Genomic DNA, 16,162 nt, shown 5'->3' on the forward strand with positions numbered 1-16,162 from the left:
AATGACGTAGGAGCGAGAGGAAGGGATGGGGCCTCAGGTTAGCTGCCTAGTTCGTGAACCAGCTGACCATGACGGCGAGGCGTTTCCAGCAGCCGGGCAACATAGTCGTCGCCAGGATCTTGCAGCAGTTCACGCGGGGTCCCAATGCGAAGCACTTCCCCCATGTTCATCACTGCGATCACGTCGGCCAGCAGTAAGGCCTCGGCCATATCGTGTGTCACGATCACCGCCGTCAAACCAAGCTGCCGCTGGATGCGTTGAAATTCGACTTGCAGGGTGTCGCGGGTCACCGGATCGAGCGCCCCAAACGGTTCGTCCAGCAGCATTACTTTCGGTTCGGCTGCCAAGGCTCGGGCAAAGCCGACTCGTTGACGCTGCCCGCCCGAAAGTTCACTCGGCAATCGCCTGGCAAAGGTCTCCGAGGGGAGGTCGACCATATCGAGCAGTTGGTTTGCCCGCTCGGTCCGCTCTTCGGCCGCGACTCCTTGCAGCTTAAGCAGCAGCGTCACGTTGTCGGCCACGGTCATGTGCGGCAGTAGTCCGATGCTTTGAAAGACGTAGCCGATTCGCCGGCGTAGCAGGGTCGGATCTTGCTGAGTGATGTCTTCGCCACCTACGAGAATCGAGCCTGAGGTTGGCTCGATCAGGCGATTGATCATCTTCACCGTGGTGCTCTTGCCGCTACCACTGCCCCCCAGCAATGCCAGAACCTTGCCGGCCGGGACTTCGAGCGAAACATTCTTGACGGCGAACGTTTTGCCGCCGTCCCAAGACTTACAGATATCGCGTAGTTCGATCATCGGCTTTTTCCTGCCTGGATGAGTTCTTTTCCGCCCACATCTATATGGCGAAAAAGCGAGATCGTTAGGACAGAAAGTTTTTCTGCCGCGATCCAAGTTGCCTAGCAGCCTACCCGATCACCTCGCCACTTGCCTCCCCTTCTTCCTCTGATTCCTCTTCGACACTTTCCTCGTTCGAAGCCTTTTCCTGCTTCGGCTGGCGATCGAGCCAAGTCTGAAGCTTGTCGGTCAGTCGCTGATATTGATCTCGAATCACCTTCAAGTCGGCCGGATGGTGAGCTTGCTCTTGCATCCCTTCGATCGTCAGCCGGGCTTGGTAGAGAACATCGTCGGCCTGGGAACGATCTTCCACGACATCGGCGATGCGATGATACCCTTCCATCAATCGCTGCGAGACCGCCACACTGCCGATTGCATAGCAGCGGATCTGATCGAAGGCGGCGTGCATCACGCCGGTGAACGTTTGCCGATCGACCACCAGTCGCAAGCTACCTTCGTCGTCGAAACGATTCGCACTCGGCATCCGCCGCTGAGCCAACTGGGCCAATGCGGAGGATAACCGGTCGATACAGTTGACCGCCGTATAGGGATCGTTGATGCCTGGGCTAAGCGCTCGCACCGCCATCTGGGCCAGTTCATGAACGGCACAGTTCACGTCCTGCCATGGCGTTCGATTGTTGCCAATGATGAAGGCTTCGTTGATCAGACTGCTAACCTTGTCGCGATCAAGGTCTCCTTTTGCCACGAGGCGAGCCATCGTTTCCCCGCGCGAGAGGAAGTCACCAGGACGTTTGGGAAGCTCGACGATTAAGTCATGCTTTTGGGCGAGACTCAGCAGCTGATCCGCTTCAATCCCTTGCACGTATCCTTCTGATTTTGCCGTGACACGTATTCCGTCTTGCAGTGACTGCTTCTCGGCATCGGTCAGGTCGCGTTGGTATTTCTCGTTATCGACCGAGCCATCGCCGACCATTTCGGGAAAGATTCGCTCGATCGAACGATTCAAATCGCTGGAAAGCGTGGCGACAATCTCAGGTGCCTGGGCGATCATCGCGACGTGATGGATGAAATACAGCAGCACGACCAGGCTCGTCAGGGCGAAGATAATCGCCGCCATGACCGAGAGGTGCGGAACGAACAGTTGGTCTTCCCCCAGCTTTCGGACCATCTTCAAGACCAACAAGCTGTAAACGGCCGTTCCCAGGAACATGCCGATGGTCCACTGGGTCGTGCGGTCGCCGAGGCGGCTTCGCAGGACACGCGATCCAAACTGCGAAGAAGTAATCGACAGCGTCACCATCTCCATGGAAAGCACCACACCGGCAACCGTGATCATGCCGCCAGCGATAGTGGACAGAACCGTTTGGGCACCATCGATCGTCGTCTCGAGCCAAAACGGACGATCCCAAGATTGTTTCACCGCGCTGTCGATCCAGAGCATTAAGATCGCTCCGATCACGCCACCGAACGTGCACAAAATAGGCACAAACCAGAGACTGTGCTGAGCGCGATTCCAAAGATTCAACAATTTTCCCGGTGCCATCATCGCAGTTGCCAATTCATTCAGGGTGCAAGCTGGCCAGAAGTTGGCCAATATCGGCCAGCCCCATCGGAGGCTTAGCCATCAACCGGCTTTCAATTCGATTTACAACGTTGTCCAGGCCAGCATTCATTATGGTGCAAAGGCTGCGCCATTCGCTTTAGTCTAACGACTCAACCTGGCATCGATGTCCCCCCACCTAAGCATGGTCAAATCGAGCTCAGATATCAAAAAAAGCCAGGACAATTAAGTGTTTTGCGTGTTCTCCACACAACCGACAGTGGTTTCCGCTGCTTGCCTAGCCTAGGTGGAGGGGACGCCATAGAATCTGCGGAACAATCACGGCTTACTCACGCCAGCAACTGAGTTCGCCAGTCCCTTGGGAAGCCGAAGACTGCTATGAAGAAACGATCTGACTATGAACTTTGCGCCGGGCGTCTGCGTGCTCTGGCCGATCCGGATCGCCTGAGAATTGTAGAGTGCTTGTTTGATGGTTCGATCAATGTTAGTGAACTGTCAGACCGATTGATGGAAGATATTGTCAAGGTTTCGCATCACCTGGGCGTCTTACGCCAGGCCGAAGTTGTCCAGTCCGAGAAGCAGGGCCGCTTCGTGATCTACTCGCTGCACCCGGATGTCAAGAAGGCGAAAAAGAACCGCACGAAAGAAGAACCGCGGATGATCAATCTCGGCTGTTGCACCGTCGATCTCGTCTGCTCGAAGTAGCCCTCCCCTGCTGCAGCCTCCCTTCTCGCTTCGGTCTTGAATTGCTTTGACTCGACCGGATCGGACTTTCATAATCGTGGCTTGCTTTTCCCCCAGGCCACCTGAGCCGCTTTGCCGGAATTTATCCGCCATGGCGGCATGTCCGCGAGAATCTGCATGCCACGTTTTCAAGTCGAGAAGTCGGTTGAAATTGCCGCGTCGCCAGAAGTTGTCTTCGAGAAAGTGGTTGATTTCCGAACCTGGACAACTTGGAGCCCATGGCTTTGCTCGGAACCGACCGCCAAGGTAACTGTCAGCGAGGTCTCGAATGCCCCTGGTTCGCTTTACCAATGGGAAGGAACCGTGGTCGGCGCCGGCGAGCTCGAGCATCTGCAGGTCGAACCCAACCGGCTGATCGAAGATGAAATCCGCTTCTCAAAGCCCTACAAGTCAAAGGCCAAGGTCGGCTTCGACTTCGCTCCGTCAGGACTGGGCACCAAAGTCACCTGGCGGATGAGTGGCAGCTTGCCCTGGTTTCTGTTCTGGATGACCGGCATGGTCAAAGGGGCGATCAGCATGGACTATGCCCGGGGACTGCGGATGCTGAAAGAATGGATCGAGACCGGATCGATCCAGACGCAAACCAACATCCTCGGCAACACAACGGTTGGCCCGATCGCCATGGCGGGCCTGCGCCGCCGCTGTGCGATCAGCGATATCGGCCCTTCGATGCAGGGCGCGATTGGCGAGATGATGGCGCTGTTTCAGCAGAACAACTTGCCAGTCGATGGCCAGATGATGGCGGCCTATCATAAGTTCGACATCGGCAAGCAAACGTGTGAATACACGGTCGGCCTGATGATCCCATCCGCCGATACCGCGGTGCCTGCTTCTCTGGAACGGTGGTCGACCCCGGAAACAAAGGCCTTTTGCGTAGAGCATGTCGGCGACTACAATCACCTGGGCAATGCCTGGAGCGCCGCCAATCAGCACGTTCGGTACCACAACTGGAAACTTGCCAGTTGCAGTGCTTTCGAAATCTACGAGAACGATCCCGAGCAGACGCCGGTTGATCAGCTACGCACCAAGATTTACCTGCCGTTGAAATAGTTAGCTTTCTTACCTCCCTCGCAACGAGCATCGCAACGAAGCGATCTCAGGAGTCTTGCATGAGTCAGGATGTCGATCAGAGTCCAGCCACAGGCGACAATGGCCCCGAATGGACCGCCATCGGAGTCACCGTTGCCGCGCTGGTGGCGTTGATTCTCTGCTCGCCTTGGGCTCTCAATGTTCCCCTCGCTTTCCTGATTCTGCAGGTCGTCGTGATCTCGATCGTCATCTGGCAGGCCTGCGATCCTTTCGCGGACGCTGCCCAGTGGGTCGGCGAAACGTTGCGAATTCCGGGTTCCGTCCGTGGCGCGACGCTCGATGCCGTGGCCAGCAGTATGCCGGAACTATTCAGCGGGATCTTCTTTGTCATCGTTGCGGTGATGAACACCAACGGAACCGCCAGCGAGATCGCCCAGACTGGGGCCGATGGCTACGGCAGTACCCTGGCGACATGTGCCGGCAGCGCCGTCTACAACATGATTCTGATTCCGGCTTTTTGCGGACTGGTGATTTCGGTCTATCGCAAGTCGCAGCCTTCCATCAATGTCGAACCCGAAGTCATCACCCGCGATGGCTTTTGGTTTTTGGCCTGCGAAGTGGTACTGATCCTGTTTCTGTTCAACGATCGTATGTATTGGTGGATGGGACTTGTGTTCCTGGGCATGTATGCCGCGTATATCGTCCACCTGTTTATTGATGCCAGGCGGTACCAGTATGCCCTGGATGCTATCCATGCCCATCTAGGCGAAGTTGGTCACCAGACGCCGACCGAACAAATCGTCGCCACGCTGAAGGCCGAAAAGATCCAGGCGACACACGCCCTAGTCGAGAAGATCAAAAGTGCGGCCGATGAAGATGAGGATGACGAAGCCGAATCGGCGGGAGCGTTCTATGGCATGTTCGAGATCCCGCTCAATGGTCTGACGGCGACACTGGTGCTGTTGGCGTGCACGGCCATCGCCGCTTTGTCTTGTTATTGGTTGGTGGAAGTAACCAACGAGACCGCTCACTATTTGAACGTCCCGGTCTTCTTTGTCGCGGTGATTCTCGCGGCGGCGGCATCCAGCGTGCCCGATACGTTTCTGTCGATTGGTGCCGCGATGCGTGGCGACGACTCTGGCGCGGTCTCGAATGTGTTCGGCTCGAACATCTTCGATATCTGCGTTTGCCTTTCGATTCCGCTGCTGGTCAACTCGTATCTCCTGGGCTGGCAACCGGTGTTGCTAATGAACGACGGCAAGCCGATCGAAGGCCTGGTCGACTTGCGGGTTCTATTGGCGACGTTGTCGGCGATCACCTTAATGATCCTGTGGCATCGTCATCAACTGACGCGTACTAAATCGATTATTCTGTGCCTGTTATACGGGTTGTTCATCGCCTATGCCGTGGCGGGTTCGTTCGGCTTCAGTTTGCTCGGACTTCTAGGCCTGTAAGGATTATTTTGCCATTAAAACTGGCCGAGAAAGTCGGCCAGTTTTTCTTAGGTATTGGGCACCATTCTATTGTAGGATGGCAACCGACGAATCGGTGCCCCCCGATCTATCTAGTCTGGTTGGCGTCGACTCTATCTACTGTCCTTTTCATTAGTTGTCGCTAAAGGGAATCCAGACGATGGGATTGCTCGACTCACTCTTCGGAGGAATGGAAGGTTCCTCCAAACTCACGCCCCAGGAATCGTTCGCCGGGATCTTGATGGGTGCCAGTGGTTGTGATGGCCACATTGCTGATGATGAAGTCAACGGTCTGATTACCTGCCTGGTACGCATGAAGCTGTACCAAAGGTACGACGGTCGTCAGTATGGCAAGACTCTGAACAAGCTGCATGGTTTCATGAAGAAGAAAGGAGTCGAAGCGTTAATCGACTCGTGTACCGAGACCTTGCCGAAAGACCTGGCCAAAGCCGCGTTCGCGAATGCTTGCGATATCGTGCTGGCCGACGGCGTTGTTGAAGCGGAAGAAAAAGTCTTCATCGAACGGCTTCGCGATAAGCTGCAGATCGATGCCAAAACCGCCAAGACAATCGCTGAAGTAATGGTCATCAAGAACAAAGGTTAACGGCTCGCCGGTACTCAAGCCTCTCACGCTTATCTCACCCTCAGACGATTGGGAATAGCCTCATGTCACTATTCGACGATGTATTGGATGACTCTTCGTTCGCTCCGGAACAGTTCGGTCCGCAGGAAGGTTTCGCTGGAACGCTTTTGGCTGCGTCGGCATGTGACGGCCATATCGCGGACGAAGAAGTCGGTACGCTGGTCACCACCTTGGGCCGGATGAAGATGTATCAGAACGTTCCGCCACACAAGTTCAACTCGATGATGGATCGCCTGCTAGGGATCCTCAAGCGAGGCGGCCCGGAAAAGCTGATCGCCAGCGCCATTCCGGCCGTTCCACCGGAACTGCGAGAAACGGTCTTCGCCAACTGCTGCGATATCGTTCTGGCCGACGGTGTGGTCGAAGCGGATGAAAAAGAATTCATTGATGACCTGATGATCAAGCTCGAACTCGACAATACGCGAGCCAAAACGATCGTTCAGGTTATGGTCTTCAAAAACCAGGGCTAGGCATCGCTCGCCTTCCCCAGCCAAACCAAGGGCCGTTCTGCCTTCGTCGGCAGGACGGTCCCCTTTCGTTCTGCTCGCAATCTTTTCTGCCTCCCCCTGACCACTCCAGTCGGAGTTTCCCCCATGCCCCGCTTTTCGCTCTTGCTCGCTGCTGCGCTGATCGCACACTTCCTCCAAGCCACCGTCGCCGCCGAATCGGTTGGCAAATGGAACCGCTGGGAACATGCCTTCGAGGCTGATCCGCAGACGCCGAATTCCGCAGAATTTCAGCTGCAGCTACTCAGTCCTTCCGGCAAGAAGGTTTCGCCGCGCATGTACTGGGATGGTGGCCAGACTTGGAGGGTACGGTTCATGCCAGACGAGCTTGGCATCTGGAAATATGCCATCCGGGGCCAGAAAGGACTGGCCGACCAACAAGGAAGCTTCGTCTGTATCACCAACACCGGGGACACGATTTTCGAACAACATGGGCCGATTCAGGTTTCCGACAACGGACGCTTTTTGCAACATGCCGACGGAACGCCATTCTTTTGGTTGGCCGATACGGCGTGGAACGGTGCCCTGCTGGCCACGGCGACCGATTGGGAAGTGTACCTGAACGATCGTCAGCAAAAGTCGTTCACCGCGATCCAAGTTGTCACCACGCCATGGCGTGCGGCCTATCACAACGCTGAAGGTCAGGTCGCCTATACCGGTCGCGAAACGATCGAGATTCATCCCGAGTTCTTCCAGAGAATCGATGCCCGCATCGACGCGATTAACGCCCACGATATGCTGGCGGTGCCTGTCATCCTGTGGGCCCTGGGGGAAGAAAGCTACACGCCTGGCAAGCTGCCGACCGACCAGGCCATTCGCCTCGCTCGCTACATCGAAGCACGTTACGGAGCGAATCATGTCGCCTGGTTCCTCGGTGGCGATGAGAACTACGGAGGCAACCGCGCCGAGCACTGGAAGAAGATCGGTCAGGCCGTCTTCGGCAATCGCCCCCATGCCCCTGCTACGCTGCATCAGCAAGGGATGCGTTGGGACATGGCAAGCTTCGCCGATCAGAAATGGCTCGACTTCTACATCTATCAAAGTGGCCACGGAGACAGCGACGGCGCACTGAAGTGGACCTATTCTGGACCACCAGCCAAGCAGTGGAACGAGTCGCCCCATCGCCCGATTATCAACTCGGAACCTTGCTACGAAGCTCACTTCGCCTATCAATCGAAGCAGCCTCATTCCGCCTACAACGTCCGTCGAGCTTGCTATTGGAGTTTGCTCAGCACGCCAACGGCAGGCGTCACGTACGGTGCCCATGGAATCTGGAGTTGGGAATCCAAACCAGGCACGCCGCTCAATCACAAGGGCTCCGGTCTGGCGAAGCCTTGGAATGAAGCGATGCAACTGCCCGGCAGCAACAGCATGCAGCACCTGGCGGAACTGTTCACGTCGCTCGACTGGTGGACGCTCGTTCCTGAAGACAAAGTGATCGCTGGCAGCTCGGCCAATGACACTCCTTCGCAGCACATCGCAGCCGCCGCCAGCGTCGACGGAGACCTGGCCGTGATCTATATGCCGACGGGCGGTTGGGTGAAGATCGATCGAACCAGGCTTGCCGCTGCCAGGCAGTTTGAATGGTTCAACCCTCGTATCGGCAACCGCACCGCGGCAGAGCTTTCCTCGAGCGGAACTTTTGCAGCACCAGACCAACAAGACTGGGTGCTAATCGCACGACCGTAAGCGATTAGCTGTCAGGCAAGCCTTCCAACTCGAAGAGCGGACGGATCTCGACCGTGCCACGTTTCGCCGATGGGAACCGTTGAGCGATCGCGATCGCTTCGTCGAGGTCGGGCACGTCGATCAGCACGTAGCCTCCCAACTGCTCCTTCGTCTCGGCAAATGGTCCGTCGCGGAATTCTGCCCGGCCGCTATGGGCTGTGACACTGGTCGCCGTGCTGATCGATAACAGCGGCGATGCTCCCAGGTACTGCCCCTTGGCGTGCAGTTCGTGGCAGATGTCCAGCGCGTACTTCATATGCTCTGGCATCTCTTCCGGCGTGAACGCTTCTTCGGCGTTGTACATCAGCAGAATGTATTTCATCAGGTGCATCCCGTATTTGTGAATGGGTTCTCTTAACCGGTAGTCGATCCAGGTCATGGCCAATCGACATTTATTTTGCATCCCGGTGGCAAATGAACCAATCACCGCCGAGAACTTGCGGAATTGACGCTACTATCGCGAGAGATCACAATGCAAAAGATCCGTTTTTCGCGGTTCTCGTGGACCATGCCCACCTTTCCATTGCTTTTTCCGCCTGGTCGCGTCAGGTTAGTTCCACCCCCTGACATTCCTGAATCGCGTCGCTCGACTCTCAAAGGATGCCTGCCATGCCTTGGTGCTTTCGCTCACCCTGTTCTCCTTCCCCCCGGGTCACCATGCTGGTCACCCTGACGCTGGTATGTGGCTTCACGCTTTCCGCGAATGCCGCTTCGCCTGATAAGCCAAACATCATTGTGATCATGGCCGACGATCTCGGTTATGGCGATGTCGGTTGCTACGGGGCCACCGGCGTCGAAACACCGCATATCGATGCCTTGGCGAACGATGGCTTGCGATTCACCAGCGGTTACTGCTCGACTTCGACCTGCACGCCAACGCGATTCGCGTTTCTGACCGGCATGTATGCTTTCCGCCAGAAAGGGACCGGCATCGCGCCACCCAACGCGACTTCGATTATCAAGCAGGAAACGGAAACGGTTCCGGAAGTGTTGCAGAAGGGTGGCTACAAGACGGCGGTGGTCGGCAAGTGGCATCTTGGCCTGGGCGAAGGGAAAGGCCCCGATTGGAATGGCGATCTGAAACCAGGTCCGCTCGAGCTCGGTTTCGACTACTGCTTCCTGCTGCCCACGACGAACGATCGTGTCCCGAGCGTTTACGTCGAGAACCATCGGGTTCGCGATCTCGATCCCAACGATCCGCTGTGGGTCGGCAACGAGAATCCCGACGGCCAGCCAACGGGTGTCACGGCCCGCGATACGCTGAAGCTTGACTGGAGTCACGGCCACAACAACACCATCCACAACGGTATCGGCCGCATCGGTTTCTTCTCCGGTGGTCACGCCGCGCGCTGGCGAGACGAAGACTTGGCCGACGAATGGGTGAAGAAGTCGACCGAGTGGATCCATGCCAACAAAGACGAGCCCTTCTTCCTGTTCTTTGCCGCGCACGACCTGCACGTGCCTCGGATGCCGCACGAACGTTTTCAGGGCAAGTCGTCGCTCGGCCTGCGTGGCGACGCGGTCGTTCAGCTCGACTGGTGCGTGGGGGAACTGGTCAAAACGCTCGACGAATTGAAGCTGACCGACAATACCCTGATCGTCTTCTGCAGCGACAACGGCCCGGTGCTGGACGATGGCTACAAAGACGAAGCGGTCGAAAAGCTGGGCGAACATAAGCCGGCCGGGCCATATCGTGGCGGCAAGTACACGCCGTTTGAAGGGGGCACACGCACACCCTTCATCGTGAAGTGGCCAAGCGTCGTGAAGCCTGGTCAGACCAGCGACAAGATGATCACCACCACCGATCTGGGTGCGACCTTCGCCGCGATTGTCGATCAGCCGGTTCCCCCAGGTGCCCTGCCCGACAGCCAGGACCTGAAAGAAACCTTGCTCGGTGAAGTCGATGCCAAGGGTCGCGAATACGTCGTCGAAGAATCGCCGCGTGGCATTGGCCTGCGGGTTGGCCAGTGGAAGCTGGTTCGCCAAGGTCGCGGGAAGAACGAAAAGACGACGCTGTACGATCTTTCGACCGATCCCGGCGAACAAACCGACATCGCCGCCAAGCATCCAGAGCAACTGGCCGAGTTACAAAAGTTGCTCGCCAAGATCGAAACCGCGAAGTAATCGCTACATCGCGAATCAACGAAGAGCCAGGACCGAGCGTCCTGGCTTTTTTATGCGCCGCTACGAAACGCGATCGAACTTACGGATCAGATCGGTCAGGATCTTTCGATACTCGAAGTAGTCGACTTCCAAGCGATGCCGCGCGGTGGCCAGGAAATGATTCCTTGACGGGATCCCAATACCATGCCCCTGCTTCTGCTGACGGAACCAATCCGCCCCAGGGGTCTTATCACGCCAGCTCTTCAGAAAGCGAGCGATCATCTGGGCCTGAAGATCGGTCAGCGGCCACTGCCCACTATTGGGCTGAATCATCCCCGCCACAAACAGGGAATCGTCGTGCGGATGGAAGGCATGCAGAAAGAACCGCGGCACACCGTTCTGCACGTTCAACAAGTCAGGCGACGCGAACGGGAAGACAAGCTGATAGCCGGTCGCACAGACAATCAGATCGAAAGCTTCGCGGCGGCCGTCGGTGAACTCGACCATCTCGCCATCGAGCCGGCGAATGTCGGGGAAGACGCCCAGCTTGCCGTGTCCGGCATAGTAAGGAAGCTGCGAGTTGATGATCGGATGCGTTTCAAACAGCTTATGATCGGGCGCCGGCAAGCCGTATCTCTGCGGCTTGCCGATGGTCCAATCGACCGCCAACTGGGCGACACGCTTCTGTAGCGAACGTGGGATGGGCCAACGTCGCAATCGATCGCCCACCACATCGGCTGGTTTTCCCCGGATAAACTTGGGGAAGAAATGGTAGCCACGCCGCATGCTGATCGCGGCCTGCTTTCCATGAATGGCCGCTTCGACCGCAATGTCGCAGCCGCTGTTCCCCGCGCCGACCACCAGCACACGCTTCCCTTCGAGCTGGCGATGATGCTTGTAATCGTGGGCGTGGATCAATTCTCCCGTGAAGTTTCCGGGAAGATCTGGCATCAGCGGTTGGGCGTGATGACCGTTCGCAATGACGACCGCGGCGAATTTTTCCTTCGTGTTTGAGGATCCATCCCCCCTCGCAAGTTCTGCTTCCCAGTGAGTCTCCTGCTTTTTTAGAGAAACAATGGAAGTTTTTATGCGAACAAAACGATCCAAATCAAAACGCTCTGCGTAAAAACGTAGATATGCCAGCACTTCGTGATGGCATGGGTACTCAGGGAAGCTTTCCGGCATTGGGAAGTCACTGAACTGAGTCATCCCCTTGGACGAGATCAGGTGCGTCGACTCGTAGACGCTGCTGTGCGGCGACGTGATGTCCCAATTGCCACCCACATTTGGGTTGCGATCGATCGCAACGGCATCGATGCCCATCTGGCGTAATGTCTTAAGAGACACCAATCCGGAGGGTCCAGCACCGATCACAAGTACTTGAAGGTCAGACCTGAATTCCATGGGCCAATTGTATCGAAAATTCCAGACCTGCGGGAAACCGCTTCCCTGCGCAATTTTTTATGCCATTAGGCAGTTGAGAATTCAAATAAGTTTTGCCTTAAAAAAAGGTGATCGCTGTTTAACCAGATCAACCTTCCCGGCCATTGTAGATATTTTACAGGAACACAATCGCGTACGCGGTGTTTCAAACTAGAATTAATTATTTTTTCAAAAACGAACCACGACCGTGTAACCAATTTACTTGCAGAGAGTTACGCTTATAAGCTATGCTTTCTGAGGTTACCGTATCAGATCGCGGGATGCCGCACCTAAAAATTGTGGTCTTTTTATGAAAACCGAACATAATTTGCTTTTTAGGTAGCGAAATGTATCCCGTGAAAGGTACTATAAAATTTCACGCGATATCGCTTCTAGAAGGAAGTCGGAACATCTTCGGAAACGATAAGCTTCGGCAGCCCCCATTACGCCGCCCCAACTAGACCCAAGTTGTTGGAAAAATTTTGAAGAGGCTATTTCACATGCGTTTTAACAAGATCACCTCTGCTGAAGACTTCCAGCTGATTAACAGCTTTGACGAAGTTAAGCGGCGGCTCCTTGAAGAAAAGAAATATTCGGATCGTCTGGATAAGCCATTGGCTTACTGGGCCCTTCCTAACGATCGCCGTCTGCCGCTGGCCTTCCTTGGCCGCACCATTGGCGATCTGCTGGCCACGCCGTTTGAAGAACTCTCGGCCACGCCTGGCATCGGACAGAAGAAGATCAGCTCGCTGGTAACCCTGCTCAATCGAGCCACCAAAGAAGACGCCGGTTTCGAGCCCTCGCAGGCCGCTGCTCGTGAAGTTCCCGCCGAAGACAACTTCTCGACCAAGAGCCCGCTGGATGCCGACGGTAACTTCGATCCTTCCCTCGTATCGGAAGTGCTGTGGCTTCGCTGGCGTGAAACGGTTCGTCGCCACAATCTGGGCAACGAACGCCTCGGCCGTCTCGCTCCAACCCTGACCGACTTGCCAACGGTCATCTGGAACACGCCGCTGGAATTCTACATGGGTCACAGCCTGGCTGAGATCCGCCGCTTGAAGACGCATGGCGAAAAGCGTGTTCGCGTGGTGCTGGAAGTGTTCTATCGCGTGCACGAAACGCTTGACCTCGCTCAGGGCCAGCCTCACCTGTCGATCATGCTTCGCCCGAAGATGGTTCCCGTTCTGGAATCGTGGAGCCTCGATCGTCTGGTCAGCGAAACCCCGATCAGCCGCAGCGACGTCATGGATCGCCTGACGCGCCCACTGCTGCAACAAATCATGACCGACGCCGGTCAAACCGTTTACGATCTGGCCGCAGGCCGTCTGGGGATCGAATCGGCTCCGCAAAGCGTTCGCATGCAGGCTCGTAACCTGGGTGTGACTCGTGCTCGCATCTACCAGCTTCTGGAAGACTGCCAGAAGATCATGGCCGTTCGCTGGCCAGAAGGTCGTGCCCTGCTCGATACGCTCTGCAAGAAGATCGAAGAGAAGCCAGGCGAAGCCGAAGCCTTCCAACTGCTGACCGCGACTCGCGACTTGTTCTATGCCAGTAAGACGGAAGAAGACGACGCGACCGCCGACGAAATCGAAGCCGCTGGCGTTTAATCGACACCCGGCTTATCCCAAACAACAAAAAGGTCCGCAGCGAATTCGCTTCGGACCTTTTTTTGTTCTTGAATTGTTTCAACCGGAGCCACGACCTGGCATCATTCGTCAGGCCGACGCAAAGGCTTAGGCGGCGTTACGATGCGGCGTCGTGGTTGGGTTGTCGTGTCGGGGGTCGAAGCGAAAGGTCTGGTTCCGACCTTCCACTACCGCTCGGACGTCCTCCAGATCGGGCAGGCGATGGAGCGCCGCGCGACTATCTGCCTTGGCCGTCAAAGCCGAAACCATCGTCGACAGCGATCCGCTCCCGACGCTACGCGACAACCAGCCCAGCTTGCCGGCATTGGTCCCACGCGAAGCGAACCACTCTTGGTGGCGAAGCTGCAAGGTCTTGGCCAGCCGGATCCGATCGGCCGTGACGCGGCTTAGATCGTTGGCCACGTTCAGTTCGATTTGCGACTGCGTTGCCAGCTCGCACGAACCACCAGCCTGGGCGATCCACAGACCAATGTCCAAGTCCGCGTATTCTTCCAAGCGTGTCGGGAAGCCCCCCAGTGCCGCCAACAGCGAATAGCGGTAGAACGCCGCTTGTCGCATTGGTGCCAGCAAGCCTTCGCCGTTGGTCGCCGAGCGAATCCCGAACTCGTCGGTCCGCAGACCGCCAATCGGTTGGCTCCCGTCGTTGAAGTGCACCACCGGGCTAACGGCCATGACTTCAGGGCGATGGAACTTGGCTAAAGCATCGTCGAGCCAGCCAGCTTCCACCGTCGCACCAGCACCCAAGGTGTGGACGATCGGGGCCTGACACATCGACCATGCCACCGCCAGCAGCTCTAGCTCGCTCTTGGCGGCCGGAACTTCAATCAGGCGGACTTCATCAGCAATGTTGTAGGGGTCATCGTAGTAACCGGAATGGGGCACGACGATCTCGCAATCGCTCGGACGGTTCTCCAGCAGCGATACCAGGGTCGTTTCCAGTTGACGAGCGTTATCCACACTCGGGATGACGATAGAGACGTTCAGCACAGATTATCATCCTTCTGCCGCGGCCTTACATTCAGGGGAATGCCAAATCACGCTCGGTAAGGGCTAGGTCGGCCGGGCTCACGTTGGAAATATTCGGAACGAAGGTGGTCACAAGTTTACCTGTTTTGCCTCAAAACCGACGCTGCTGCTGGCTATAGAAAGCACTGATGGCAATGCTAGCGGCCCTGTTACGTGCTCTTTTTCTCCTGCGACCACAGCTCGAGCATCTTCAAAAGCAGCTCGACCGCTTGCTCCATTTCGTCCAGACAGGCCCACTCCAGCGGCGAGTGAGGGTTGTGCTGTCCGGTAGACAAGTTGGGCGTCGGAAGCCCCAGAGCGGTCAACTGAGAGCCGTCGGTGCCACCTCGGATGACACTCTTCTTCACCGTGCGTCCGAGAGCCTCGTGAGCCTTCTCGGCGATCGGCACGGCGCGGGGCTCTTTGTCCAAGCCATCACGTAGATTTCGATACTGTGGCGTGATAGCAACGGTAACACTGCAACCAGGAAATTTGGCTTCGACTCGCTGGGCGATGTCACGCAGCGTCTCGGCCTGGGTGGTCAGCTCTTCGGTCTCGAAGCTTCGCAGAATCAACTGGATGGTCGCTTCCCCCACGCCACCGCTGATGGTGACCGGATGGATGAAGCCTTCGCGCTCTTCGGTCGTTTCCGGCGACATCCGATCACTGGGCAGCAAGGCAATGAAGATCGATGCCGCACGCAGGGCATTCACCATCCGCCCCTTGGCGATCGAAGGATGAATGTTGATGCCGCGAATCGTGACGGTGGCACCGTCGGCCGAGAACGTTTCGGCGTTCAGCTCGTTCGCTCCGGGACCATCCAACGTGTAGCAGACATCGGCACCCAGTTTCGCCAGATCGACGTGGTCGACACCATGGCCGATTTCTTCGTCGCAGGTAAACAATATCTTCAGTGGTCCGGTCGCGGCCGGCCCCTTCCCTTCCAGGATCCGCTGGGCGACTTCCATGATGACCGCCACGCCTGCCTTGTCGTCGCCGCCAAGCAGTGTCGTGCCGTCGGTCGTAATCAAAGTGCAGCCATGCAGGTCCTTCAGCTCCGGGTTCTCTTGCAGCGTGATCACGCGGGTCGCATCGCCAGGCAAGGCGATATCGCCACCGGCATAGTTGGAGATGACCTGCGGTTTGACGTTGGCACCGGTCGTTTCAGGCGAAGTATCGACATGCGAGTTGAGCGCGACCACCGGGCAATCGGTCACCGAACCGGGCACGGTCCCGTAAACGATACCGAACTCGTCTTGCTGGGCGTCGCTGATCCCCATCGCCTGCATCTCTTCGGCCAGCAGTTTCCCCAGGACGAGTTGCCCGTCTGAGCTTGGATATTTGGCGCCAGGCACTCCGGCGGTGGTGTCGATCTGAACATATTTCAAAAAGCGTTCCAGCAGGCGTTCGCGACTCATAGTAAATCCTTGCGAGGGCATATCAGTTTCTATCAGCTTAGTGAAACCGATCTGAATCCAACACCCTCCGGCGTTCTCCCGTCGT

The 16,162-nt window shown here is 56.7% G+C and carries 14 protein-coding genes; 8 read left to right on the plus strand and 6 right to left on the minus strand.

Annotated elements, in window-relative coordinates:
- Positions 1-38: 38 nt before the first annotated feature.
- Together ABD890_RS11015 and ABD890_RS11020 are read right to left on the minus strand one after the other, a co-directional pair.
- The gene (locus tag ABD890_RS11015) at positions 39-800 is read right to left on the minus strand and encodes an ATP-binding cassette domain-containing protein (protein ID WP_345088739.1); all 762 of its coding nucleotides are present in this window, start codon (positions 798-800) and stop codon (positions 39-41) included.
- A 109-nt stretch (positions 801-909) separates the two neighbouring features.
- The gene (locus ABD890_RS11020) at positions 910-2,325 is read right to left on the minus strand and encodes a DUF2254 domain-containing protein (protein WP_345088741.1); all 1,416 of its coding nucleotides are present in this window, start codon (positions 2,323-2,325) and stop codon (positions 910-912) included.
- Between the two features lie 414 nt (positions 2,326-2,739).
- Here ABD890_RS11020 and ABD890_RS11025 point away from each other — a divergent pair, with 414 nt between their 5' ends.
- From ABD890_RS11025 to ABD890_RS11050, 6 genes are all read left to right on the plus strand, one after another.
- Positions 2,740-3,066, plus strand: a complete 327-nt coding sequence (locus ABD890_RS11025) for an ArsR/SmtB family transcription factor (RefSeq protein WP_345088743.1) — start codon at positions 2,740-2,742, stop codon at positions 3,064-3,066.
- 156 nt (positions 3,067-3,222) lie between these two features.
- Complete coding sequence (locus ABD890_RS11030; RefSeq protein ID WP_345088745.1) at positions 3,223-4,155, plus strand: SRPBCC family protein; 933 nt, start codon at positions 3,223-3,225, stop codon at positions 4,153-4,155.
- Positions 4,156-4,214: 59 nt separating this feature from the next.
- Positions 4,215-5,588: a sodium:calcium antiporter gene (locus tag ABD890_RS11035; protein ID WP_345088747.1), complete on the plus strand. Its 1,374-nt coding sequence runs from the start codon at positions 4,215-4,217 to the stop codon at positions 5,586-5,588.
- A gap of 178 nt (positions 5,589-5,766) precedes the next feature.
- Complete coding sequence (locus tag ABD890_RS11040; RefSeq protein ID WP_345088749.1) at positions 5,767-6,210, plus strand: tellurite resistance TerB family protein; 444 nt, start codon at positions 5,767-5,769, stop codon at positions 6,208-6,210.
- 62 nt (positions 6,211-6,272) lie between these two features.
- Positions 6,273-6,719 carry a tellurite resistance TerB family protein gene (locus ABD890_RS11045; RefSeq protein WP_345088751.1) on the plus strand — a complete coding sequence of 149 codons (447 nt, stop codon included), beginning with the start codon at positions 6,273-6,275 and terminating at the stop codon, positions 6,717-6,719.
- 123 nt (positions 6,720-6,842) lie between these two features.
- Complete coding sequence (locus ABD890_RS11050) at positions 6,843-8,444, plus strand: glycoside hydrolase family 140 protein (RefSeq protein WP_345088753.1); 1,602 nt, start codon at positions 6,843-6,845, stop codon at positions 8,442-8,444.
- Between the two features lie 4 nt (positions 8,445-8,448).
- On the opposite strand, the gene ABD890_RS11055 is transcribed toward ABD890_RS11050, so the two are convergent.
- Positions 8,449-8,805 carry a YciI family protein gene (locus tag ABD890_RS11055; protein ID WP_345088755.1) on the minus strand — a complete coding sequence of 119 codons (357 nt, stop codon included), beginning with the start codon at positions 8,803-8,805 and terminating at the stop codon, positions 8,449-8,451.
- 287 nt (positions 8,806-9,092) lie between these two features.
- Here ABD890_RS11055 and ABD890_RS11060 point away from each other — a divergent pair, with 287 nt between their 5' ends.
- Positions 9,093-10,607 carry a sulfatase family protein gene (locus tag ABD890_RS11060; protein ID WP_373355718.1) on the plus strand — a complete coding sequence of 505 codons (1,515 nt, stop codon included), beginning with the start codon at positions 9,093-9,095 and terminating at the stop codon, positions 10,605-10,607.
- A 60-nt stretch (positions 10,608-10,667) separates the two neighbouring features.
- On the opposite strand, the gene ABD890_RS11065 is transcribed toward ABD890_RS11060, so the two are convergent.
- Positions 10,668-11,990 (minus strand): flavin-containing monooxygenase, encoded by a 1,323-nt coding sequence (locus ABD890_RS11065; RefSeq protein ID WP_345088757.1) that lies wholly within the window; start codon positions 11,988-11,990, stop codon positions 10,668-10,670.
- A gap of 518 nt (positions 11,991-12,508) precedes the next feature.
- On the opposite strand from ABD890_RS11065, the gene ABD890_RS11070 reads away from it, so the two are divergent.
- Positions 12,509-13,615, plus strand: a complete 1,107-nt coding sequence (locus ABD890_RS11070) for a hypothetical protein (protein ID WP_345088759.1) — start codon at positions 12,509-12,511, stop codon at positions 13,613-13,615.
- A gap of 126 nt (positions 13,616-13,741) precedes the next feature.
- Here ABD890_RS11070 and ABD890_RS11075 read toward each other — a convergent pair whose 3' ends face one another.
- The gene (locus ABD890_RS11075) at positions 13,742-14,641 is read right to left on the minus strand and encodes a glycosyltransferase family 2 protein (RefSeq protein ID WP_345088761.1); all 900 of its coding nucleotides are present in this window, start codon (positions 14,639-14,641) and stop codon (positions 13,742-13,744) included.
- Between the two features lie 188 nt (positions 14,642-14,829).
- Positions 14,830-16,077: a peptidase T gene (pepT, locus tag ABD890_RS11080; protein ID WP_345088763.1), complete on the minus strand. Its 1,248-nt coding sequence runs from the start codon at positions 16,075-16,077 to the stop codon at positions 14,830-14,832.
- Positions 16,078-16,162: the final 85 nt, after the last annotated feature.

Source organism: Bremerella cremea, from assembly GCF_039541315.1.
Classification (GTDB): Bacteria; Planctomycetota; Planctomycetia; order Pirellulales; family Pirellulaceae; genus Bremerella; species Bremerella cremea.

Bases quoted from the DNA above. Each gene is read 5' to 3' on its own strand.
- ABD890_RS11045 (WP_345088751.1), top strand. From the start codon at position 6,273: ATGTCACTATTCGACGATGTATTGGATGACTCTTCGTTCGCTCCGGAA.
- ABD890_RS11040 (WP_345088749.1), top strand. From the start codon at position 5,767: ATGGGATTGCTCGACTCACTCTTCGGAGGAATGGAAGGTTCCTCCAAA.
- ABD890_RS11025 (WP_345088743.1), top strand. From the start codon at position 2,740: ATGAAGAAACGATCTGACTATGAACTTTGCGCCGGGCGTCTGCGTGCT.
- ABD890_RS11060 (WP_373355718.1), top strand. From the start codon at position 9,093: ATGCCTTGGTGCTTTCGCTCACCCTGTTCTCCTTCCCCCCGGGTCACC.
- ABD890_RS11050 (WP_345088753.1), top strand. From the start codon at position 6,843: ATGCCCCGCTTTTCGCTCTTGCTCGCTGCTGCGCTGATCGCACACTTC.
- pepT (WP_345088763.1), bottom strand. From the start codon at position 16,077: ATGAGTCGCGAACGCCTGCTGGAACGCTTTTTGAAATATGTTCAGATC.
- ABD890_RS11030 (WP_345088745.1), top strand. From the start codon at position 3,223: ATGCCACGTTTTCAAGTCGAGAAGTCGGTTGAAATTGCCGCGTCGCCA.
- ABD890_RS11055 (WP_345088755.1), bottom strand. From the start codon at position 8,805: ATGAAATACATTCTGCTGATGTACAACGCCGAAGAAGCGTTCACGCCG.
- ABD890_RS11035 (WP_345088747.1), top strand. From the start codon at position 4,215: ATGAGTCAGGATGTCGATCAGAGTCCAGCCACAGGCGACAATGGCCCC.
- ABD890_RS11070 (WP_345088759.1), top strand. From the start codon at position 12,509: ATGCGTTTTAACAAGATCACCTCTGCTGAAGACTTCCAGCTGATTAAC.
- ABD890_RS11015 (WP_345088739.1), bottom strand. From the start codon at position 800: ATGATCGAACTACGCGATATCTGTAAGTCTTGGGACGGCGGCAAAACG.
- ABD890_RS11065 (WP_345088757.1), bottom strand. From the start codon at position 11,990: ATGGAATTCAGGTCTGACCTTCAAGTACTTGTGATCGGTGCTGGACCC.